Genomic DNA, 23,811 nt, shown 5'->3' with positions numbered 1-23,811 from the left:
CGTTTCCATAGCCTGCAGGCCCGCATCGTAATGTGCTTGAATTAACTGGCAAGCAGCATTCTGACAGGTCCGGCTCGGAGGCCCATTTGGGCACTGCCACCGGAGTGCGCCCGTCCTCGGGCGCAGCCGGCCATGAATAGGCAGCGGTTGCAGCCCTCAGAGCTGCCTGGCGCGGTAATACTGCGGCGTGACGGCGGGGGGCGGGTTGGTGAAAGTAATCTGGCCGGTGGCGTTGGTCAGGCGCAGCACTTCGGGCCAGTTGGTGAGCGGAGTGAGCAGATTGGCAGAACCCAGGATGGCATAGACGCGGCCTGGGGGCCCCTCCAGGGTTATGGCGACCGCACCGTCGGCGAGCAGGTTTAGGCTTGTGAGGTGGGCCAGCGGGTGCGCGGCCACGATGAGGCTCACAGGGAAGTTCGTGTTGCCGATGCCCGTGCTGAGATTGGCGAAAGTGATCGTGTTCGAGTAGGTGCCTGGGACTAGGCTGGCGGCCTGGGCGTTCAGACTGAGCGTGATTTCAGCCCCGTGTCCTGCGGCCAGCGTCCCACTGGCTGAAGACAGCGAGAGCCACTCCGCCGTCTTGCTCACCTCCCAGTCCAGGCTGGTCTCACCCATGTTGGTGAGGGTGTAAGTCAGGCTCGGCGGTGTGAACGGCCCGCCGACATAGCCGCTGGCAGTCAGCCCTTCGGCTGGGCTCACGTTGAGTTGTGCTGCGCGGGTATAGAGCGCCGGCACAAGTACTCGATCTCCCAAGGCCAGCGCTATGGTCGCGTTGGTCGGCAGGTTCCAGCCTGGAATGGATTTGAATTCCAGTATGGCCGAAGCGCCCCCCGCCACGGCCACCATGTCGTTGGTGCCAGTTGACCAGTTGGTGCTCCCTTGCAGCCGCCACGCCGCTCCTGCGGCCAGCGCCGCCGGCGGCCCGATGTTCACCTGCACATAGGCCAGCAGCCCACTTCCACCGGCCACCGTAATCGTAATCACCCCGCCCCCCGTCTGGTTGGTGCCCGCGTCCCCCAGCGTCGCCGCCAGCGTGATCAGGTTGACCACGTTGCTGTCAATGCCGTGCACGACCGAGGCGCCGTTCAGCGTGCCCAAATACACCCCCGCGGGGTAGAACACATTGTTGGTGTAGAGCACACACAGCGGCCCACCGCTGTTCCCGGGGAAGCTCAGGAAGTCCCCGCTGGCATACACCTGGTCGTTTTGCAGCGTGAAGGCGTAGTTGTTGGGCGCGACGGCGTGCATTCGGCCGGGCACGACGTTGGTGTAGCCGGCCGAAGCTCCGTCCACCGGATACCCCACCAGCATCTTGGGGAGCGGATTGCCCAGCCACTGGTTGGTCGGCATGTCCGACGCCAGATAACCCCCATAACCGCCCCGGGCCGCCGGCGACAGGAAGTAGAGCGCCGCCACGTCCCAGTACCGGGATTGCGGGCTGGAGACGCCGGGAGAATAGCCGTTGGTCAGGTCGTAAACGCGCTGTGCGGCGTAACCGGAAGCCAGATACCAGCCGCGGGCCGACAGGGGCATGGGATTGGGGTCCATCTCCCCGCTGTGCTTCTGGAAGAACCAGTTCACCTGGCCGACGTAGGAAAGGGCAGTGTCGTTGAACACCACGTGCGCGGCCGTAAGCACCACCCTGTCGCGCACCGCCACCCCGCTCCCATAGCCCACATCCGATTGGAGTTGGCCGTTGAAGGCGTAGGGCAACCGCGGTGAGTTGGTCAAACCGGCGCTGATAACGCTGGCGTCCGGCAAGGGCGTCGGCAATGCCACATCGTATGGTGGTGGTGTCACAATCAGGTAATAACCCGAGATCAAGGTTCCCTGGTTGGCAAAGACTTCCACCTCCCGTGTGGCGGGGGCCGACAGGCCGCTCACCGGTTTGAACTCAACCAGCCGGGCTCCGGGTGCGAGGTTGGCGGCGGTAGACCCGCCCGCCCTCCAATCCGGCTCCCCCAGCAGGCGCCAGCCGCTGTTGGTCACCACACTTGGTCCAAGGTTCACCGTCAACCAGCCCAAGCCTCCCCCTGCGCCGGCATACTGATTGGTCACCTCAGTCGTAGGCGCATGCGCAAACACCGCCTGCAGCGGCAGCTCGGGCACGATGTAGCCAGGCAACTGGCGAAAGGCCAGGGGATAATTCGCCTGCTCCAGATTTGTTACCAGAATGCCGCCGTTGCGCCAGCCCCGCTCCCATTCAAACCGCCACTGGCCGCCGATGTTTTCCGGCAGGAGCGTCACCCGCAAGCTGCCGCTGCGGTCAGGAGCAGGCTCGGGAAAAGCCTGGGCGAAAGATGAGCCGTTGGTCGTCGGAGCCGCATCGTAATGAATGCTAACCAGGGCCGCGCTGGGACTGCCGAGATTCGTGGTCGCGCCGCTCAGGCTGACCTGGAAGGTCTTGTCGGGGCCATTCAACCACTGCTGGCGGATGGGGATGCTCACGTAGTTCGTGGATGGGCCGCTGAGGCTGGTGATCGCGGTATAGTTGGTCGTGTAATCCGAGCCGGCGACGGCTGTGGCGTCGAGCGTGGACAAGGTGACAGAGCCGCCCAGCACGCCAAGGTTCAGCACCGGCACGACCAACGCACCTGCGCTCTCGCTCACTTCGTAACTGTCGGCCGACAGCACGAAGAGCGGTTGCGTGACGGCGAAGTTGGCGGTGATAGTCTTGCTGGCCGTCATGCTGACGGTGATGGGGTTGTTGGTGTTGTTAGCGTCTCCAGACCAGCCGATGAAGCTCTGGCCGGGCGCGGGATTGTTGCTCAGGGTCACCAGCGTGCCGCTGGCGTAGGACCATCCGGCAGGGGTGACGGTCACCGTTCCATAGCCGCTCTTGAGCAGCGTGAGCGAGTACATGTTCACGCCTAGCTCGAAGAACTTGGCCGTGTTCGTCGACACCGGGCTGGCGTTGGTGACGATGAAGTCAACGGGCGTGTCCGTGCGGCCATTCAGCGCGCCGTTCCAGGAATCGAAGTAGTAGCCGGCATCGGGCATTGCGGATAACCGCACGGTCGAGCCGTAGGGATAAAGTGTCAGATCGGGCTCCCGCCGAATGGTGCCGTGGAGGGCGGTGCCAGTGGTAACCACAGGCGCGCCAAAAACCGCCTGCACCGTCCGGCTGTTGGTCATGACCAACGCCTTAGGATTATCCCCGCCGTCGGCATCGTTGGTCCAATTAAGGAAGCTCCAGCCTGACTCGCCCGACGCCGTCAAAGTGACGGAGTTCGCTCCCGTGTAAAAGTCTGTCTGTGAAGTAACAGCGATTGTGCCGCCGCCGGGAGTATTCACGCTGATGCTGTTCACCCGGTCGGCGTCCTGTGACGTCAGGCCATCCTGCGAGTAGCCACGCGCCCGTATTGAAAAGGGCGCCGTAACCGGGACGGGACCGGTGTAAGGCACGTACGCAGCATTGTTGACTGAGTAGTAGTTGGTTCCGCTCGGGAAGCTGTTGGTGATCAGCAGCGTAAAGACTGTGCCGTTGGCAGCGGGCACAACGTTGTTGGAGTAGTACTGCCCGTCAAGCAGCACCAGCGGTGTGCCGAATGGCACCACACGGCTAAACGCGTTCGTCTCCAGCGCGAGAGTATTAGTGAAGACGGCGACGTAGCTATTGCTGGGGACCGCAACCACCGTGCGGGGATTGGCAAGATTGCCATCGCTCCATCCGGCGAAGACATAGTAGCGGCCTGGCTGCGCCGTCAGTGTCACCGTCTGGCCCAGTTGATACCAGTTAGCCCAGGTATAGGCATCCGGGGCGGGGGTGACCGTGCCGCTGCCGCTCACGCTCAAGTTGAAAGGCACCGTCGTCACCCCCACCGGCTGGCCGATAATGGATTGGGTCAGATAAACCGCCCCGTCCGTAGGGCTGTTGGTCTTGGCCGAGCTGAAGGCGTTGGGGGAACCAGGGGCGTCGCCGATATTACCGCTGTAGAATGCCACCGACAGTGCCTGGGTCAGCGTCGTCCACTGCTGGCTAGTGAGCGCCGGGTCGAAGACCTCATTGCGGTAGTCCGTGCGGCTGGAGTCGGCCTGGGCGAGCAGGTGCAGCGAGGTCGCCAAAAGCAACGGCCAGCCGTTGATCCAGCTGGCGGCACCCACAATGCAATGATGGTTGTTCTTCCCGCTCTTCATAACTAAAGCTCCACTGCGGCCAAGCGAACGTTTGAAAGACCAACCTGGTAGCGGGAATCTCCCCCAGCCCCGATAGACCACAACTTGATGGTGTAGGTGTTGGTTCCGGCTGGAGAGAAATCCAGGAACCGGAACATCGAGGTTGGCATGGTGAATCCAGCATAGGCGTTGATACCGTCATAGAAGGTGAATTGCTCAGTTCCGATGTGGGTCGAGCCGCGATAAGCCAAAACGGCACCATACGTCGAAGCACCTCCTCCACTGGCTTGCGTCCAGAAGCACGAATACTCTCCTTCCGACGCTCCGCTGGTCAGAAAGACCATGACCGGCCTTCCCGAGGTCACCAGCGACACTTGCAGTCCAGGCACGGAAGCCGGGTTTGCGAAATATGCTGGTGAGAGGCTCACGTTCGTCGAGATCGCCAGGCCCCCCAGTGGTGCCGACTGATTGCCCGTTCGCGGCGCCAGTTTCGACGGCCAGACCGTACCATCGGCCAGGTTGGTGCCGGCAATCCTGCCGTTGAGAGGGTCGTTGATGCCGAACACCGCACTCCAATCATAGCCTGCCAGCTTCGCCGCATTGCCGGCCTGCAAGGCATATGGAGCGCTCAGAATCTGCTGGCGCGGCAGGATCGGAGAGCGGTTGCTGACGGTGATTTCAACGTAGCGGTTGGTGGCGTTGAAGGCGTTGGCTAACGAGGCGCCGTTGCTGTCCACCGGGCCCAGCATGACGTTGAAGTAGCCTTGGACGACGGGGATGCGCGCAGCGTGGCCCTGGCCAATCTGGCCGTCGAACACCTGCGGCCCCCAGACCAGGCCAGTGCTGTTGGTGGCCGAGTCGTAGATGTTGAAGGTGAGCTGGTAGTCGGCGGTGGCCAAGGGCGAGCCGTCCGGATTCGACAGCCGGCCCTGGTAATTCACCAGGGCTGGGACGGATTGTGCAGTAACGATAAACACTGAGCAGAGCCAAGCGGCGAGAGCGACCGGACGAAAGTGGTTTGAGATCATAGCTTTGGAAACCAACCAGGCGTTAGAGTTCACGAGCGAGCATGCGGATGTAACGGGCGCTACCGACAGAACAGGTTGAGTTCACCAAAAACTGGACTTGGTACGTGTGGGGGCCGGGCGGAGGAGAATCCAGGAATTTGAACGCGCCAGGAGGTGCCCAGATGCGATCAACCCCACCCGCAACGCTCCCGTTGACATAGAGCTCCTGATCTCCGACGAGAAGCAGGTCCCGGAGCAAGCGCAGTTGAACTATCGGAGCGCCGCTGCATGTTGAAGCGGCAAAGGACGCCAGATTCGTGCTGCCATCCGACACAAAGGACACCTCCACGGGGTTTCCGCTCGTGGTGATGCTCACAGTGAAGTTGCTTACGACGGTTGGGGTCGTTGGAGTTGGGCTCGTGAACCAGCCGCAGGAGTCACTGACAGCGAGCCCGCCAGCCGGAACATTCGTTCCTAGAACTGAGAGCGCCAGGCGGTCCGGAGATATAGAACCGGTCGCGATCTGGTTCGAGGTAATTGTCATGGTTGCCAGTTGCGCTGCCGTGATGCTGTTGGACACGATGCGCGAGCCGTCCACCTTTCCATCTGCCGGGTTGTTCGTCCCAAACAAAGCGCTCCAATCATATCCTGTAAGCTTCGCCGCGTTGCCGGCTTGGAAGGCGTAGGGCGTGCTCAGGATCTGCTGGCGCGGTAGGACCGGCGCGTGGTTGCTGACGGTGACTTCGACGAAGCGGTTGGTGGCATAGAAAGCATCGGCGAGGGAACGGTTGCTGGTGTCCACCGGGCCGAGCATGACGTTGAAGTAGCCCTGGACGACGGGAATCCGCGGCCCGTGACCCTGTTCGGCCTGACCGTCAAACACCTGCGGTCCCCAGACTAGGCCCGTGCTATTGGTGGCGGAGTCGTAGATGTTGAAGGTGAGCTGGTAGTCGGCGGTAGCCAGCGGCGTACCGTCCGGGTTCGAGAGCCGGCCCTGGTAGTTGACCAGTGGCGGAACCCCTTGAGCGCAGGCGGTACCAGCAAACACAAGAGTCGCAAGGATGAGGGCGGGGCAGATTCTAGTCTTCATTGGTTTCAACGGGAAGGCAGGCTTATGCAGCCGCCGACTGTCACTTGGAGGTCGAGCACACCAGCTCGAACCATTTGGTCGCATTTGTGCGCTCCAGCAGAAGGGAAGATTGGGAGATGGATCGTAAGACCGACGAAGGACTTCTCGGGGAACACCACACGGGCCTGAGATAACGGGCGACATCCCGCACTTCCGGCACTCGCTTAGTCCAATCATCCGCTGCCTCAACCTACGCACACATCTGCCTTATCGGTTTGGATAGGATATGGATATAGAGGTGCCCTCCCGCCGGCAAGGAAAAAGCGACCGCAAGGTCCATCAGTCCATCACGATACCGCCTCTGTTCCAGGAACGTATATCAGCCTTGGCCTTGCCTGGCTCACCTTGAGCGATCAGGTCTTCGAGGTTCAGAGTTGTTTGGCGCGGTAATAGAAGGGGGTGGCGGGTGGAGGCGGGTTGGTGAAGGCGGTTTGGCCGGTCGAGTTGGTCAGGCGCAGGACCTCCGCCCAGTTTGTCAGCGGCTCAAGCAGGTTAGTTGAGCCCGTGATCGAATAGACGCAGCCCAGGACCCCCTCCAGCGTCATGGCCAGGGCGCCATCGGGCAGCACGCGCGGATCGCTCAGCCGAACCGGCGTGGACTGGGTGTAGAGCGCGGAGGCTGTGGTCAGTTGACCGAGGGTGAGGGTGATGGCCTGGGCCGACGGCAGGTTCCAGCCGGCGACGGGCTTGAACTCGAGCGCCGCCGATCCGCCCTGCGGGACCGTGACCGTGAACGGCGAGTTGCCGCACCAGTCAGCGGTTCCTTGCCGCCGCCATGCCGCGCCGCCAGCGACCGCGGCGGGCGGGCCAAGGTTCACCTGCAAGTAGGCGAGGCTGCCGCTGCCACCGCCGACGGTGATCGTGATCACCCCGCCGCCGGTGTAGTTGGTGCCAGCGTCGCCCAGCATTGCCGCGTTGGTGATCAGGTTCACTACCGCGCTGTCAATCGCCCGCACCAGCGAGGCATACGGTTGAGTGCCGTTATACAGCGTCCCCAAATACACGCCGGCCGGATAGTAATAGCCGTTCATTTGCACGTACAGCGGGCCGCCGCTGTTGCCCGGGTAGCTCAGGAACCAGGGGGCAACGTAAACCTGCTGGCCCGGCACGGGATCAGTGGCCAGGGTCAACGGATAGGGTTGCGGCTCGGTCTGGTACATCTGCCCCGGCACGATGCTCGCGTCGCCCAACTGCGACCCGTCCACGGGATAGCCCACGAGCATCTTGAGCGTGGTGCCCGTCAGCCAAATGTTGGGTTCGGCGTCGGACGGCAGGTAGCCGCCATAGCCTCCGCCTGCCACGGGGGACGGGAAATACAACGCTGCCACGTCCAGGTTGCGCGACTGCGGGCTGGACTGCTCGGGGCTCAAGCCGCCCAGCAAGTCGTTGGTGCGCTGGGAGGCGTAGCCGCTCAACATGTACCAGCCGCGCGCGGCCATCGGCTCCGGCTCGAACACGCCGGCTTGGCGCTGGAAGAACCAGTAGGCATGCTCCGCGTAGGCAAGGGCGAAATCGTTGAAGACGAGGTGCGCCGCGGTCAGCACCACGTTGGCATCCACCGCCACCCCGCTGCCGTAGCCCATGTCGGTGAGCAATTGGCCGTTGTAACCAAAGGGACAGGTGGCCAGGTCGTTGATGTTGGTGGCCGGAACCGGGTGCGGCAACATGACGCCACTCGGCGGTGTCTGGGCGAACGTATAGTTTGCCGTCACCACCGATTGCTGGCCACCAGAGACCTGGGCCGCCAGGCTCAGCGGGCGGGACCAGCCGCTTACCGGCGCAAACTCGACGTAATAGGTGTCCGGCAGCAACCCCGAGACGTTGGTGTAAGCGGCGCGCCAGGCCGTCTCGCCAATGAACCGCCAGCCCGCGCCGGGGGGCCGGTTCGGGCCGATGCCCACCATGAGCGAACCGGTGCCGCCCACATCCGGCGCGAACGTGGGCAGATACTGGTTGGTCAGATAGCTCGTGGCATTGGGGAGCACGGCCACCGAAGTGGTAGGGGGATAGGCGAGGTAACCGGGCACGTCGCGGAACACCACGGGATAATTGCCCGGCACGAGGTTGGATACGACGTCGCCGGTGTTGCGCCAGAACTGGTCCCACCCAAACCGCCACTGGCCCTTGGCTTCGGCCGGTAGCAGCTTTACCACCAACTGCCCGCTCATCGGCGGCGGAGTGAAGGCCATCGCGTTGGCCGCGCCATACGACGTGAACAAAGCCTTGCGAATGAGGTTGTTGAAGCCGTCTGCCAGATACAGGTTGCCCGCGTCGTCCACCGCGATGCCCATGGGATAGTAGAACCTGGCGTCCTGGCCGGTGCCATCGGTGCTGCCGTAGTTGTAGGGCAGACCACCGATGGTGCTGACCACCCAGTTAGTGCCGACGGGGGTGATCTTCCGGATCGTCCAGTAGTCCGACACAAAGAGATTGCCCGCGCCGTCCACCGCGATGCCGATGGGCTGCGCGAATTGTGCGCTGCTGCCCGGGCCGTCGTTGGTGCCCCACATGCCTGGCTGACCGGCCAATGTGTTCACCACCCAGTTGGTACCAATGGGACTGAGCTTCCGGATGGTTTTGTTCCCGGTATCCACCACGTAAACTTTCCCCGCATTGTCCACCGTGATGCCATAAGCGCCTCCGAATCGAGCGTCGCTGCCCGTGCCGTCGGCGGTGCCCTCAGCTCCAGCCAGGCCGGCGATGGTGCTCACGGCCCAGTTGGTGCCAACGGGAGACAGCTTCCGAATCGTGAAGTTCGCACTGTCCGCCACGTAGCAATTGCCCGCGAGGTCCCTGGCGATGCCCCACGGCGTGTCGAATCGCGCGTTGCTGCCCGTGCCGTCGGCGGTGCCGTTGGTTCCGGCCACACCGGCAATGGTGCTCACCATCCCGGCGGAGGTAACCTTCCGAACGGTATGGTTGGCTGTATCCGCCACAAAGAGATTGCCCGCGCCGTCCAACGAGATGCCGCCGGGGCGATCAAAGCGCGCGTGGCCGCCGGCTCCGTCGGCGCTGCCGTTGGTTCCGGCCGACCCGGCCAAGGTGTTTACCACCCCGGCGGAGGTAATCGTTCGGATCGTGTTGTTGGCTGAATCCGTGACGAAGAGATTGCCGGCGCTGTTCACCGCGATGCCAGCGGGGAAGTAAAATCGCGCGTTGCTGCCGGTGCCGTCATCGGAGCCGCTCTCATGACCCACGGCCGAACCGGCGAGGGTGGTCACCACTCCGGCGGAGGTGACCGTCCGAATCGTGTGGTTCTCCGTATCGGCCACAAAGAGGTTGCCCGCGCTGTCCACAGTGAGAGCAGAGGGCGAGTCGAATCGCGCGTCGCTGCCGGTGCCGTTGGCGCTGCCCTCGGTTTGAGCCAAGCCGGCCAGGGTGCTCACCACCCAGTTGGTTCCTTCGGGGGTAATCTTCCGAATGGTGTCGTTGCGTGAATCCGCCACATAGAGATTGCCCGCGCTGTCGGCCGTGATGCCTTCGGGATTGCAGAATCGCGCGTCGGTATTCGTGCCGTCAGCGCCGCTGCAACTGTAAACCTGGCCAGCAATGGTGCTCACGACCCAGTTGGTCCCTGCCGGAGTGACCTTCCGAATCGTGCCATTATTCATATCTGCCACATAGAGGTTGCCGGCGCCGTCCACCGTGATGCCATGAGGGCTGTGGAACCCCGCGTTGCTGTTCGTGCCGTCGTTGGAACCCTCCTGCCCGGCCTGACCGGCCAGCGTGCTCACCACCCAGTTGGTTCCCACCGGAGTGATCTTCCGAATCGTGTGGTTGTTGCAATCTGCCACAAAGAGATTGCCCGTGCTGTCCACCGTGATGCCCCGGGGGTTATAGAATCGCGCGTTACCGCCAATGCCGTCGTTGGTGCCGGCATCGCCGGCCAGACCGGCAACTGTGCTCACCACCCCGGTGGGGGTGACCTTTCGAATCGTGCTGTTGCCTGTATCCGCCACAAAGAGATTGCCCGCGCTGTCCGCCGCGATGCTGGAGGGGCCGGAGAATCGCGCATTGCTGCCGATGCCGTCCGCGCTGCCGCCCAGCATTCCGGCCAGGCCGGCGATGGTGCTCACTACCCCGGCGGGGGTAATCTTCCGGATCGTGCTGTTGCCGGAATCCGTCACATAGAGGTTGCCCGCACTGTCCGCCGTGATGCCACTAGGATAGCTGAACTGCGCCTGGTCGCCCACGCCGTCGGCGCTGCCCCACCACGACCTTCCCGCCAGCGTACTGAAGGTGTAGGCAGCGGCGGGGATGGACGGCACCGGGGTGTTTTGCACCTCAAGAGCGCCGATGTCGCTGCCGTCGCCGCCCGCGGCGTTGGTGACGGCCGGGAAGTCCGAAATGTTGGACAGCCCGCGCTGGTCCGTGGCGCGGGCCAGGTTGGTGATGGCATTGCTTTTGCCCTGGTCAATGGCCGGGCTGTTCGTCAGGAGCGCGTGCGTCCACGTCGGGCCGCCGTTGTCCTGCAACGGGCCCAGCAGCGGGTCGGTGTTGGTCCGGTCGCCGGGCCCGGTGAGGAAGCCGGCCGCGTTGTCACTGCTGAGGTTGTAGCCGGCGGAGGTGATCGTGCCGCCGCTGTTGGAGACGTTCGCGCCCCGGCTGCCGGCGGCCAGGATCGTGTCGCCCATCTGCACCAGGGCGACACCACCGGAAACGTCGTTGAAGATGGCGCCGCCGTACGCGGCCGAATTGCTGCTAATGGTGCTGGCGTTGATCCGCACTGTCCCGTTTCCGGACCAGCCGTTGTTGTAGATGGCGCCGCCCCCGTAGGAGTAGGCCGAGTTGCCACTCAACGTGCTGGCGCTGATGGTCAACATCGCGCTGCCGGACTGGCCGTAGTTGAGGACGCCGCCACCCGAATACGCCGAGTTGCTGCTGATGGTGCTGGCGGTGATCGTCAGGGTCGCGCCACCCGCAGCCCCGTCGTTAAAGATCCCGCCGCCGACATAGTAGGCGAAGTTGCCGCTGACGGTGCAGGCGGTGAGGGTGACTGTGCCATTGCCGTTGTAGATGCCGCCGGCGTTGCCGCTCGGAGCACTATTGCCGGCGATGGTGCAGTTGCTGAGGGTTAGAGTTACCCCCGCGCTGTTGAAGATGCCGGCGCTGCCGAGCGACGTGGTGTTGTTGGTGACGACGCAGTCGCTGAGCGTGACGATGCTGCCCACAGGACCACCGGTCCTGAGGCCGGCGCCGTCGACGGCCCCCTGGCCGTTGGCGATCGCCAGCCCGCGGATGGTCACGTTGGTGCCGGTGACGTCGAACACGCGGGAGGCGTGGTTGCCGCTCACGGTCAACGTGCCGGCACCGGGGCCGAGGAGGGTCACGCTATTGGAAACAGTCAGTTGGCCGCTGGTCAGCGTGATCGTGCCGGAGAGGCCGGTGACGTCAATGGTGTCGCCATTGGCGGCGCCAGCCAGTGCATTGCGCAAGGTGCCCGGGCCGCTATCGGCGGTGCTGGTGACGGCAATGGTCGCGGCCCGCAGACCAATGGGCGCGGAGCAAAGTAAGGTCAGGCACGCGACGGCAAGGACGAGTGAGTTCAGTTTAGGTTCCAGGGCTTGCTTCCTTGTTGCAGAAGCTATCCGGCAGCAGCAGCATGGGCGCGGAGGGATCTTCATGGCGACAGCTTACCTGAGCCGGATAATATCAAATGCGGTTTCCGGTAACAAGTGAGTTTTGGCATTGAGTTGGGAAGGGCTGGGCACATCGTGACCCCCTGTAAAGATCAAAGTGTTGAGTAGTCGGCGCAAGGATGAGCTGCGTCGTTACCAGCCCGGCTAGCCTTGGTCTTTGGCCGAACGGAGCCGCCGGCCCAAGCACTGCCCTCAGCAGATCTCTGCGACTTGGGAAGTCCAGATTGTCAAACTGCGCCGACAAACCGGCTTCGGCGCTGAACGCCTCCACCACGAGTTCGCCTTACCTTGCAGCCCCAACGCCATGGTCCGAGTTCTGCGTTAAAAGCCGGGTCTGGTGCGCCCACGCAAAAAGAAACCTGCTACTAAGAAGCAACTGCGCTCCATCAAAAGGCTCTGGCGGCTCTTTGCTCGGCACTCCACCGACACCCAATACCTACAGGACATCCCGCATTACTGGACCCAAATGAGCCATCTCAAACTGCCCCGCTTCGAATACACCGCCCGGAAGCCGGTCTCCGGAGCCTGCTTCACCGGCTAGGCTGACGAACCCTCTAAAAGCTATGCCGTCGTGCTGGCTGAACAACTCTCGGTCCACCGGGCCGGCGGATGCCGCACTTATGATGGGTTCGGCCGTTGGCAGCCTCGGAGACGCTGTTTCGGATGGAGTCGTGAATTCGCGTAAGTCGGCTGACTCCAGTGGGTTAGGTAATTGAACCTACGGTGTGGATACGGTGTGGATACGGTGAGGATACGGTGTGGTGCCGGTTTGGACTAGAGGAGGCTTCTTTGTGAGCCACGGTCTGATCCCAGTCGTCGTTCGACCAAATCGCTTCGACTTTGGCTGGGTAACTATACGTGTTTGGGCAACTTGTGCAGCAGATGTGCAATTAAGTGACGCAAAGACAGGGTGTTAGACCGGATACCCTCAGAGCGGTTGAGTGGCGATGCTCGGTAGCTGACGGAACGTCCGCCGTGGGTTTGTACTTGGCTGGCGGCTGGCGGCGTGGTAGTTCATGGTCACAGAGAGAAATGCGCGTCCAGGGTCTAAAGTGGTATGGCGGTGCGGCTGTGCTGTTGATCGTGCTGGCGCTGGTGGTTTGGCGGCGGTCGCGCGGCACGGATCCTGGCGGCTCGGCTCTGGTTTCCTCCAACGCTCTCCCCCAAGAAGTGACTTCACCGGCGGGTGCGGCCGGGGCCGCGGGCGGGGCGAAGGCCGAACTGGGAGACCAATTGCGGGCGGCAAAGGTGGCTTTGGCAAACGCATCCGACGCGGCCGGGAAACAGCAGGCGCTGGCAGTATTGCGGCAAGCGCTGCTTGGCGGCTCCGCGAACGACACGGCGGCCGCCATTCGTCAGCTCCTTGATTCCAAGGCCGACGCGCCAACAGGTCAGGGGTTCAAGGTGGGCGGCGGCGGCTCGCTGACCGAGGCGCCGACTTTGAGGACCTTCCTGCTGGACCAATTGGGGCGCCTGGATCCTGCGGCTGCCGCGGCTTACGCGCGGATCATTCTCAGCCGGATGGATTCGCCGGATGAGTGGGCCGTGGCGCTGCGCAGCTTGGCTGTCGGGGACACGAGCCCTTCGGGGCGCGCTCTGCTGGGACAGAAGATCGCCGAGCTGCTGCGATACGAACCCTGGCAGCGGGATCCGTCGGTGGGTTACCTCGAAGCATTTGACGCAGCGGTGTTCCTGGGCGACACCAACCTTGCCCCGGCCCTGGCCGACCTGGTTCGCCGACAAGACAATTCTGCCGTGTCTCATGCGGCCTATCTGGCCCTGGACCGGATGATCATCAACGACGCGTCCCAGCTTCTTTCGGCGCTGGAGGCGGCGCCGGAGATGATGCAGGGCCGGGAAGCGACGCGGGCCGACTATTTCGCCCGCGCGGACGTGCGCGACCCGCAGCAACGGCAGGTGCTGGAGAGTTACCTGCTGGCCCCCGGGCGCAGCGCGGCGGAACTGGCGCAGTTCGCCGGGGTGTTCCCCAACGCCAATTACATGATCTCCCACAATCTCCTGACCTCGACGCCCACCCCCGACCGCGCGGCGTTGACCAGCCGGGACGCGGCTTCGTTGCAGGTGGTGCAGGAGTGGCTGGCGGACCCGCGGTTTGCGAAGCTGCAACGCCCATTGCAGAAGGTAAAGCAGCGGTTGGAGGATTTCGCGAGGCAATCGAGCAGGTAACCGGGGAGGCCCGGAACGGGCCGGTCGCGACGGATGCCAGGCAGGGCGGTTTCGCCGGGGCCGCCGGCCGAAGTTGCGCCCGGCGAGCGGGCTTTACCAGGGCCTCAGCTTCCCCCAGGAACTGGCCCTGGGTATTGCTTTGCCGTTTCGCCACTCTGCCATTCCATCACTTCACCTTCCCGCATGCTCAGAAGATGAAGTTCAATCGCAGGATGAAGGAGCGCTCGCGGGGTAGTTCCGGATAGGCGGTCAGTGAGTATAGGTGGTAATCCTGATCGGAGAGGTTCAGGATGCCAAACATCACCTCGGCGCGGCGGTGCAGGAACCGATAGCCCAGGTAGAGGTTTTCCTGGACGAAGTCGTCTCCGTGCCCCGGCGTAAAAGCGCCGGTGTTGTTCTGGTGATACCACGTCGCATCCGCGCGGGCGAAGAAGCCAGAAGGATGGTTGTATAGGACATAACCTGTGGTCTCGTAGAGCTCCGCGTGGTCGGTTCGGTCGGCGGCGGACAGGGCCGACACAGGCACGCCAGGCAGGTCGTCATTGAACTTCACGCGGTCGTACTTGAGGCTTGCGCCCACCGCGAACGATCGGCCAAGGAGCTGGTTGATGCCGACGCCGATGGAATCTTCATAGTAGCGAAGCCGTTCTTCGGTTGTGGATGAGGCGGCCAGCGGAGGAGTTCCGTTTGTCCAGGAGAAGACACCGATTGTGCGGTCAACATCGGTGGTGAGCCGCTGGACTAGTATGCCGACGTAAGTGCCGGACGGGAATTTGAAGTCCAAGGCGGCAGAGTACGTCTCGTACTCCGGGGCGGCGACGGAGCCGACGATGGACTCGGAGATCAGGCTGCGGAAGGCTTGCGGGAAGCCGGCAACCTGGGTCTGCTCAAGCCGGTAGCTTTCATCAGCGCTGACGCCGCCGAGCGACTTGGTATAAGCGCCGCGAAGGGTTACCAGTGAAACCGGGTTCCAGACTAGGGCAGCTTTGGGGCCGAGCTGGCAGGTGTGGGATTCTCCTGGCGAAAGGGGGGGGTGACGGAAGTTGCCCGGATAGGTGAGGTCGTCGTAAGCAGTGCCGCCGATGAGCCAGAGGCGGTCGAAGGGTTCCACGGTGAGGTAGCCGTAGGCGGTGAGGCGTTGGAAGCCCTCGTCCGAGGAGGACGGGGTTTGGGGATTGAACAGAAAGCCGAGCTGCCCCGGGTTGCTGAATACGGAATCCGCGGCGAAGGAGCCACCCTGCCACCGACCCCCGAGGGAAAGGCTGATGCGGTCCGATTGCAAGACATGGTTCAGCTCGGCGAGGTAGATTTCCATATCGTTCCGATAAGACGCATCGAGGGTTGCGCCATCGGCAGCAATAACGTTGCCAGCACTGTCTTTGATCAGTACGAGCTGGGGGGTGGCGGTGTCGCTAAAGCGTTGCTCGGTGACGATGCGGCCGCCAAGCAGCAGGCTGTGGTTATTGGGGGACCATTCGTGGTGCCAGCCGCCGACAACGATGGGCTGCTGGTATTCCTCAAACTTGAAGTTGCGTCGGGCGTTGTCGGGGTCGTAGTACTGGAAATTGTCCCCGGAGCTGTAGTCCTCGAATTTGACAACGGCCAGCATGGTATCCTGAGAAGTGATCTGCTGTTTAAACGTGGTGTACCATTCGATGCTGTTAAGATCGTTGTTTGGCCTCACCCCGTCGCTGTTCTGGTAATCGAGGTCGAAGGCGTAGCTGGTCCCGCCGAACGTGCCGTATTGGGAAACTAGCTCTCTGACCGAGCTGTTATCGGAGCGGCCCAGGGTGGAATTGGCGATGCCCAGCCCGTCGGCTTGAAAGAGTCGCGAGTATTCCTGCTGCGAGACGTGTTGCGCCAGCCGTCCTCCGCCGATGGGCGACAGCAGGTTGGCCAGCAGGAGTTCGTTGAACCACACCGTCTCGTAGCGGAGGTTGAAGCGGGTGGGATCGCGCAGTGCATTGTAACTGTCCGCAAGGAAGAGATGGGCTGCCGCGTTGGCGTAGTCGTAGGTCACGGCGCGGGAGGCTTCGCGCACGCTCACATCCGTCATGCCCGCGTCGCGGTAGATCGAGGCCAGGTTGGCGCTGCTGACGGCGCGATCCTGGTCGAGCAGGAGGCGCGAGCGGAAGAGGCTGCGGTTGTCGTTGCGCTCCTGGGCGGCTTCCAGGTCGCCGATGGCCTGGTTGATCCGGTTTTCCTGCTGCTTGAGCAGCGCGGAGTAGAGCCACGCGGTGGGGTCGTGACGGTCCAGGTTGATTGCCAGTTTCAATTCCTTGTCAGCCGTGGGATAGCTGTCCGTTGTCGTGTAAGCCTTGCCTAGGTAACTGCGCAGCAAAGCCCGCTGCGGCTCCAGAGCGGCGGCCACCGTCAGGTCCTTCACCCCCCCCGTCGAGTCGCCGCGGCGCATCCGGCAAAGACCACGGCCCAGCCACGCGTTACCCAGTGCCGGATCAACGGCGATCGCCTGATTGAACCACTCCACGGCTTGGCGGGGCCGGTTCTGCCCTGCCAGCAAAAAGCCTCTCAAGGACAGGGTCTGGGCATTGCGTGATGCCAGGTGGAGGCTGCGGTCCAGGGCTTGCTTCGCAGCGCTCGCATGGCCGAATCCAAACTCCAATTCGGCCACGCGCTCCCAGGCGAAACCCAGATCGGGTGAGAGCCGCGTGGCCTTCCGGGCGAAGTCCAGGGCAACTTTCAGCGATTCATCACCCTGCGCGCGCGACTGCTCATAGTAGGACGCCGCCAGGTATTCGGAGGCAAGCCGCGGCTTCATGGTTGAGGGATTGGGCTGCCGCTTCACTGCAGCCATGAGTGTGCGCAGTGCAAGAGCCAGGCGCTCAGCCAATTCCGATGGGGCACCGAGTTGCAGGGCCGCCAGAGCTGTTTCGCTCCGGTCCACTTGGCCGACCGAGAGCAGCAGCGCCGCGTAATACAATTGCTCGGCTGTGGAACCGGGAATGCGCCCGGCAGGATATGTGGCCATAGCCTGCAGCAAGTCGCCGTCGCGATAGGCCGCGAGGGACTCCTTGAGCGCCTGCTCTTCGTCGGGGCTAAGGCGCAGTTCGTTCGGGTCGAGCACGGCTGGATAATAGAGGCACCACTGAAGAATATTATTCGCGACGAACCCGGCAGTGCGGACCGGCGCTTTGCCGGTTTCGGCCACCCCTTGCTGGTTGTTGGTCAAAAGGAGCGTCCCTTGCTCATTGGTCAACTGGACCTGGCCATCAATCACCGAAAGCGTCCCGCGCTCGTGGTTGTCCGACGCATTCACCGCCAGCACAAACTCGGTCCCTTCGACCCCCGCCACCGCCCCCCGTGTGATGACACGGATGCGGCCTGGCTTGTCACGATGGAAAAACGAGAGCAGGCCCTGGAGTATGTGAAGTCCCGGCAAGGCATAGTGATCCTGCGGCGGCAGGATTTCGACCAGGGTTGACTCTCCAAAACTCACCACGCTGTGGTCCGACCAGAGCAGCCAGACACGGCTGTTGCGGCCGGTGCGCAACCGGTAGGCAGCTTTAAGCGCTTGGTTGGTTTGGGTGAGCACCCAATCGGTTGCGCCTGTGGGCATGACCTCTACGCTGCCTTGCAACCCGATGATGACTATTTGCTCCGCGGCCGCCTTCCGGGCGCCAGACTGCGCGCTGGCCGAACCCGCCCAACCGACCAGGCTGATGACAGCTACGCCAAGGAGAAAATTCCCGAACCTTGCGCCTGAATGCCTCATAGATTTGGCTGATGATTTCAAGTTCCCGCTGCGTGGGCTGCTTATAACCGATTCGCCCACCGGCAGGCAATTCATTTGACTTCGGCCTGACCATGCCTGCCGCTACTTCTCAAGGGAGTGCAGAGCCGGGGGCGTTAAGTCCACTTGGGATAGTTCTTCCGCAGGACACGAATCACCTGTGAGAGTGTGAGTGCTTGTTACTTTGCATTGCATTCGAGACAGTGCTGCACAAGACTGGTTGGCCTGAAATCAGCAACCAAACCAAGCAGATTGAACACCGGTCACCGGATCATCGGTAAGGCCGAAAGGCGCGTGGATGCCTTCGGCAAGGTGACCGGCCGGGCGAAGTTCGCCGCCGATTACAACGCCGGCCACCAACTCTACGGCAAGGTGCTGCGCGCGGAGCACCCACACGCGCGCATCATGCGCATCGAGACGTCGGCGGCAAAACGGCTCGCGGGTGTCGAAGCGGTGCTGACGGCGGACGATATCCCAGGCGAGAAGGTCATCGGAATCGTCCTGAAGAACCAGGCAATCCTTGCCGTGGACAAAGTCCGTTACCTGGGGGACGGGGTGGCGCTGGTCGCGGCGAAGACGAGACAGATCGCCGAGGACGCGCTGAGGCTTATCAAGGTTGAATACGAGCCGCTGCCGGTGGTCTCGGACCCGGAAGCGGCGCTGGCTCCAGATGCGCCCAAGGTTCATGGCGCGGACAACACTTTCGTGCATCACACGGTGCGAAAAGGGGATGTGGCGAAGGGCTTTGCCGAGGCGGATTTCGTTATCGAGCGCAAGTTCACAACGCCGTGCATTGAGCATTCCTACCTGGAGCCGGAGGCGGTGCTGGCCGAGCCGGGCGAGCATGGCGGGGTCAAGGTGACCGGCAGCGTGCAGAACCTGTTCTCTACCCGACGATCGGTCGCGGCAGCGCTGAAGCTGGATCTCAACCGCGTCGAGATCATCCAGGCCACGCTGGGAGGCTCCTTTGGTGGCAAGGACGAGGTGATGACCTCCATGTGCTGCCGGGCGGCTTTGCTGGCACTGGCCACGGGCAAGCCGGTAAAGATGGTCAACACGCGCGAGGAATCCATGCTGGAGTCCTACAAGCGGCACCCTTACGTGCTCTATTACAAGTGGGGTGCGAAGCAGGACGGCTCCATCACGGCGATGGAGATCAAGTGCATCGCGGATGGGGGCGCATATGCCTCGATGAGCCAGTTCGTGACGTGGCGCTCGGTGGTCCAGGCGACCGGGCCCTATTGCTGCGAGCACGTCAAGACAGACGTTTATGCTGTCTATACGAACAACAACTACACGGGAGCAATGCGCGGGTTCGGCTCGCCGCAGGTGAACTTCGCCATCGAGTCCATGATGGACGAGTTGGGCGAGCGGGTGGGCAAGGACCCGCTGGAGATTCGCCTGCAAAACGGTTTCAAGGACGGCGCGGTGACGGCGACGCAGCAACGGCTGACCCACAAAGTAAGCCTGCGCGAGGTGCTGACCAAAGCTGCTGAGGCGGCGGATTTCAAGGCGAAGTGGAAGAAGTACCGCGCTGCGGCCGGCTCGCGGTCCGAGGGCGCTGCCACATCCCTGGCAGGGCGGAAAATGCGCGGCATCGGGCTGGCCTGCAGCTATCGCGGCGTGTCGCTGGGCGCTGAAGGGGTGGACGCGGCCGGCACCATCGTCTCGGTGCAGACCGACGGCAGCGTGATCGTGTCGTCGGGCATTACCGACATGGGGCAGGGAGCGCAAACGCAAATGTCGCAGATTGCGGCGGAGGTGTTGGGTGTTTCCATGAATCGCATCCGATTCCTGAACACCAACACCGACCGGGTGCCAGACTCAGGACCGACGGTGGCCTCGCGGGGCACTATTATGGGCGGTTCGGCGGCGAAAAAGGCGGCGGAGATTGTGCGGGCAACACTCCTGGAGGTCGGTGCTGACATGGTGAAAGCGGCTCCGGACAAATGCGACCTGGCGCGCGATTACCTGATTGAGAAGCGGGGCGGCAAACGACTTGCGTCGTTTACCGAGTTGGCGGCCGAGTGCTTTCGCCGGGGCAAGACGATGCATGGCCTGGGTTGGCATAAGGCCCCTCCGACATCCTGGCACGAGGAGGAGGGCAGGGGAGAGGCCTACTTTACTTTTGTCTATGGCGCGAATGTGGCCGAGGTGGAAGTGGACGCTGAGATCGGCAAGGTGGATGTGCTGGAATTCGTGTCCTGCCACGATGTCGGGAAGGCGATCAACCGCAGCACCGTGCTGGGGCAGATCTACGGCGGCGTAGCGATGGCGCTGGGCTACGGGTTGCTGGAGGAATTTGATTACGAGGCGTCGGTGCCGAAACAGGTCAACTTCGACGAATACCTGATCGCCACGGCGATGGACGTGCCGAAGATCAAAGCGATTATCGTCGAGAACGCGGACGCGGCGGGGCCGTTCGGGGCAAAATCCATCGGGGAGCCCGCCAACGAACTTGCGGCGCCCGCCATCGTGAATGCGATATACAACGCCACCGGCAAGCGAATCTGCGAGATTCCGGCTACGCTCGAAAGGGTGCTGCTCGGGCACAAGCTGACCCGGAAAGGGGAGCGCGGCTCTGTCCGGAAGGATGTAATGGCAGGGGATTCCTGCAAACTCGGGCGAGGTGACCGATGAAGCCGTTCGAATACATCGCCGCCGAGACCATCGCTGAGGCGTGCAGCGTGCTGGCTAGGCATGGGGCGGAGACCCGCATCCTGGCGGGCGGAACGGATCTGCTGATCGAGCTGCGACGCGGATCGAAGATGGCGCCCAGAATCGTGTTGGACATATCCCGGGTGGCTGAACTCAGTGGGATCGCCGAATCGGACGATGACATCACCATCGGCCCGTTGGCCACCCACGCTGATCTGGTGCGGTCGGAGGTGGTGCGAAAGTTCGCCCCGCTGTTGGGCGTCGCGGCCGCGGCAATCGGGTCTCCGCAAATCCGGGAGCGTGGAACGGTGGGCGGCAACGTCATGAATGCGGCTGCGTGTGCGGATACCGCGCCCCCGCTGATTGCCCTGGGGGCGACTGTGACGCTGCAGTCCAGGTCGGACTGTCGGGAGCTGCCGCTGGCGGACCTGTTCGTCAGACCTTATCAGACGAAGGCGAAGCCAGACGAACTCCTAACCGGCATCAGATTTCCCAAGCTCGGTCGAGGCGTGCGCAGCGCATTCATCAAGCTGGGCCGTCGCAACGCGCTTTCGATCTCCCGCCTCAGCGTGGCAGCCGTCCTCCGAATAAACAAGAGCGGCAGGATTGCCGAGGCGCGGATCGTTCCGGGCGCGGCTTTTCCGACGTGGCAGCGGGTGGTGGAGGCCGAGCGGATGCTGATCGGGGAGAAGCCCGGGCCGAAGCTCTTCGCTGCCGCCGGCCAGAAGGTCTCCGAGGAGATGATCAAAGCCACGGGCCGGCGCTGGTCCACCGAGTATAAAGAGCCGGTAATCGCGGTCCTGGTGCGGCGGGCACTGCAGGACTGTGCCGCGAACCCTGCGCCCCAATCGTCCGCGCCTGCAAAGCTGGCAGGGCCCGCTCGCCGAGCGGACCGTCGTGAGGCGGTCTCGGCGAAGCCCCCTATGCCTGCCCCTGGCGCGCTCGGGCCAGCGCGGCCTGCCACCGAGACTTCCATCACCATCACGATCAATGGACTTCCGCACACTCTTACAGTCCCCGCCAACACGACGCTGCTCGACTTGCTGCGTGACCATGTGGGGTTGATGGGCACCAAGTGCGGCTGCGAAATAGGTGAGTGCGGCGCGTGCACGGTCCTGCTCGACGGAGCGCCGGTCAATTCTTGCCTGGTGCTGGCCTCACAAATCGCTGGCCGAGAGGTCCTGACCGTGGAAGGTCTGGCCCAAAACGGCAAACTCCATCCTCTGCAAGAGTCATTTCTCGACCACGATGCCGCCCACTGCGGCTTCTGCACGCCGGGCATGCTGCTGAGCGCCAAGGCCCTGCTGGATTGGAATCCCCGGCCGACCGAGGCGGAAATCCGACGCGCTATCTCCGGCAACCTCTGCCGCTGCACCGGCTACCAGCAGATTGTCGAGGCCATTGCGAAGGCTTCGCCCGAGTAGCCCGGTGAAACCACGAAACCGGGCCTTGGCCCGGACTGCCGCGCGCCAGGCGGCCGGAGGGTTGGATTCTGCTGGCCGTGCTCCGTCAAGATGAAGCCCGGTTTAGGAGGGACGTTCCGCCGAAGCGTCCGTGCCTGCGCGGAATCGGGCACCTCGGCCAGGCGGCCCTGCCAACGGATTGTCGAGCTTGATGTGGCCCTGCGATGAGAAGGCGACAGGTGTTCTGTCATTGACGCAGGCCGTTCGATGGGGTTCAGTTCCCCACAGATCTATATTGCTCCATGAAGACAGCATTCGCTATCACCGGCTCGACTATTCGGATCATGGCTTGGCTTTGCGTCACGCTGTGGCTGGCGGGCTGTGCCACTCAGCGTGTGGATTGGCCCGCGCGGATCGGTCACTATACTTATGACCAGGCCGTGGTGGACATGGGGCCGCCTGACCGGCAGGCCAAGCTGGCCGACGGCGCCGTCGTTGCCGAATGGCTTGTCAGCCGCGGCTCCACTTATGTTTATGGAAGCGCGGATCCTTACTGGCCCTTCTATGCCGGCCCCGTTACCGCTCACACCTCGCCCAACCGCTTCCTGCGCCTGACCTTCGGCCCCAACGGCCAACTCGCCGCCTGGACCAAGGTCTACAAATAGGACACGACAAACTGAATATGCTCAGGACACAGATCGCCAGGCTCCAGGAACTGCGAACGGAAACTTACGGCAAGGATTTCCTGCTAACGTGGGAGAAGTGCGATGCCGAGATTCAGGCGCTCTTGCTGGTTGCTGAATGCCTATGGGAACTGCACAAGGCGCGCAAACCGTTCCGGGTGTTTGAAACCGGGCTCGCAGTCTCGATTTTCCGGGACAAATCCACGCGGACACGTTTCAGCTTCGCTTCCGCGGTTAACGCCCTCGGGCTGGGGCTCTCGGAGCTGGACGAGGAGAAGTCGCAGATTGCCCACGGCGAGACCGTGCGGGAGACGGCAAACATGATCTCCTTCCTCACCGAAGTCATCGGCATTCGCGACGACATGTACTTGGGTGAGGGCAATGCTTACATGCGCGAGGTCGGCCAAGCCGTGCAGGAGGGATTTGACAAGGGCGTTCTGCACCAGCGCCCGAGCGTCGTTAACTTGCAATGCGACGTGGACCATCCAACCCAAGTCCTGGCGGACCTTTTGCATCTCAAGTGGCATTTCGGATCATTGGATAAGCTCAAGGGTAAGAAGATTGCGATGACGTGGGCCTACTCACCCAGCTACGGCAAACCGCTTTCGGTGCCGCAGGGCGTGATCGGATTGATGACGCGTTTCGGGATGGAGGTGTCGCTTGCCTACCCGGAAGGCTACGGCTTGATTCCCGAGGTGGTTGAACTGGCGAAGCAAAACAGCCGCAAGAGCGGGGGCAAGTTTGAGGTCGCCTCCAGCATGGAAATGGCATTCAAAGACGCCGATATGGTGTACCCAAAGTCCTGGGCTCCTTACCAAGTGATGCAACGGCGGACGCCGTTGCTGCACAAGGGCGACAGGGAAGGGCTCAAGCAACTCGAGAAAGAGTGCCTGGCCAACAACGCGAAGCACAAGGACTGGGAGTGCGATGCCAAAAAGATGAAGCTGACCCGCAGGGGCGAGGCGCTCTATATGCACTGCCTGCCGGCCGACATCTCGGGCGTGAGCTGCGCGCAAGGCGAGGTTGCTAAGGAAGTGTTCGAGCATTACCGGCTCGCTACGTATCAGGAGGCCAGCTACAAGCCCTTTGTCATCGCCGCCATGATCCTGATGGCCCGGTTTAAAGATGCCGCGGCGGTATTGAGGAAGTTCATTTCGTGAAGGCCAAAACCCGCCGTTAATTGATGATTACTTGCGGTGCCACGAAGTGCGAAAGTGGCTACTGGCAATGCAGCGACG

Annotated in this window: 10 protein-coding genes and 1 pseudogene; 6 read left to right on the top strand and 5 right to left on the bottom strand. The window is 62.8% G+C overall.

Annotated features, from left to right (window positions below):
- Positions 1–156: 156 nt before the first annotated feature.
- The 4 genes from P5205_15550 to P5205_15535 form a co-directional block, all read right to left on the bottom strand.
- Positions 157–4,137: a hypothetical protein gene (locus tag P5205_15550; protein HSA11775.1), complete on the bottom strand. Its 3,981-nt coding sequence runs from the start codon at positions 4,135–4,137 to the stop codon at positions 157–159.
- 2 nt (positions 4,138–4,139) lie between these two features.
- Positions 4,140–5,144, bottom strand: a complete 1,005-nt coding sequence (locus tag P5205_15545) for a hypothetical protein (GenBank protein ID HSA11774.1) — start codon at positions 5,142–5,144, stop codon at positions 4,140–4,142.
- A gap of 22 nt (positions 5,145–5,166) precedes the next feature.
- Entirely contained in the window at positions 5,167–6,213 is a 1,047-nt protein-coding gene (locus tag P5205_15540) for a hypothetical protein (GenBank protein HSA11773.1), read from the bottom strand.
- 407 nt (positions 6,214–6,620) lie between these two features.
- Positions 6,621–11,876, bottom strand: coding sequence for a choice-of-anchor Q domain-containing protein (locus P5205_15535; protein ID HSA11772.1), 5,256 nt, complete (start codon positions 11,874–11,876; stop codon positions 6,621–6,623).
- 1,047 nt (positions 11,877–12,923) lie between these two features.
- On the opposite strand from P5205_15535, the gene P5205_15530 reads away from it, so the two are divergent.
- Positions 12,924–14,078, top strand: a complete 1,155-nt coding sequence (locus tag P5205_15530) for a hypothetical protein (protein HSA11771.1) — start codon at positions 12,924–12,926, stop codon at positions 14,076–14,078.
- Positions 14,079–14,265: 187 nt separating this feature from the next.
- Here the strand turns inward: P5205_15530 and P5205_15525 are convergent, their stop codons facing one another.
- Entirely contained in the window at positions 14,266–17,811 is a 3,546-nt protein-coding gene (locus P5205_15525) for a FecR domain-containing protein (protein ID HSA11770.1), read from the bottom strand.
- A gap of 270 nt (positions 17,812–18,081) precedes the next feature.
- Here P5205_15525 and P5205_15520 point away from each other — a divergent pair, with 270 nt between their 5' ends.
- The 5 genes and pseudogenes from P5205_15520 to ygeW all read left to right on the top strand — a co-directional run bounded on the left by P5205_15520 (position 18,082) and on the right by ygeW (position 23,733).
- Positions 18,082–20,469, top strand: coding sequence for a xanthine dehydrogenase family protein molybdopterin-binding subunit (locus P5205_15520; protein HSA11769.1), 2,388 nt, complete (start codon positions 18,082–18,084; stop codon positions 20,467–20,469).
- Positions 20,466–21,299 (top strand): annotated as a pseudogene (locus P5205_15515) (xanthine dehydrogenase family protein subunit M). Before P5205_15520 ends, P5205_15515 begins: the two are co-directional and overlap by 4 nt.
- 111 nt (positions 21,300–21,410) lie before the next feature.
- Positions 21,411–21,911 (top strand): (2Fe-2S)-binding protein, encoded by a 501-nt coding sequence (locus tag P5205_15510; protein ID HSA11768.1) that lies wholly within the window; start codon positions 21,411–21,413, stop codon positions 21,909–21,911.
- A 281-nt stretch (positions 21,912–22,192) separates the two neighbouring features.
- On the top strand, positions 22,193–22,555 hold the full coding sequence (locus P5205_15505; protein HSA11767.1) for a hypothetical protein: 363 nt from the start codon (positions 22,193–22,195) through the stop codon (positions 22,553–22,555).
- 17 nt (positions 22,556–22,572) lie between these two features.
- Entirely contained in the window at positions 22,573–23,733 is a 1,161-nt protein-coding gene (gene ygeW / locus P5205_15500; protein ID HSA11766.1) for a knotted carbamoyltransferase YgeW, read from the top strand.
- The last annotated feature ends 78 nt before the right edge of the window (positions 23,734–23,811 follow it).

Source organism: Candidatus Paceibacterota bacterium (assembly GCA_035452965.1).
GTDB lineage: Bacteria > Verrucomicrobiota > Verrucomicrobiia > Limisphaerales > UBA8199 > UBA8199.
The sequence above is the reverse complement of the archived record's forward strand: the minus strand, read 5'-3'. Positions and strand labels throughout refer to the sequence as shown.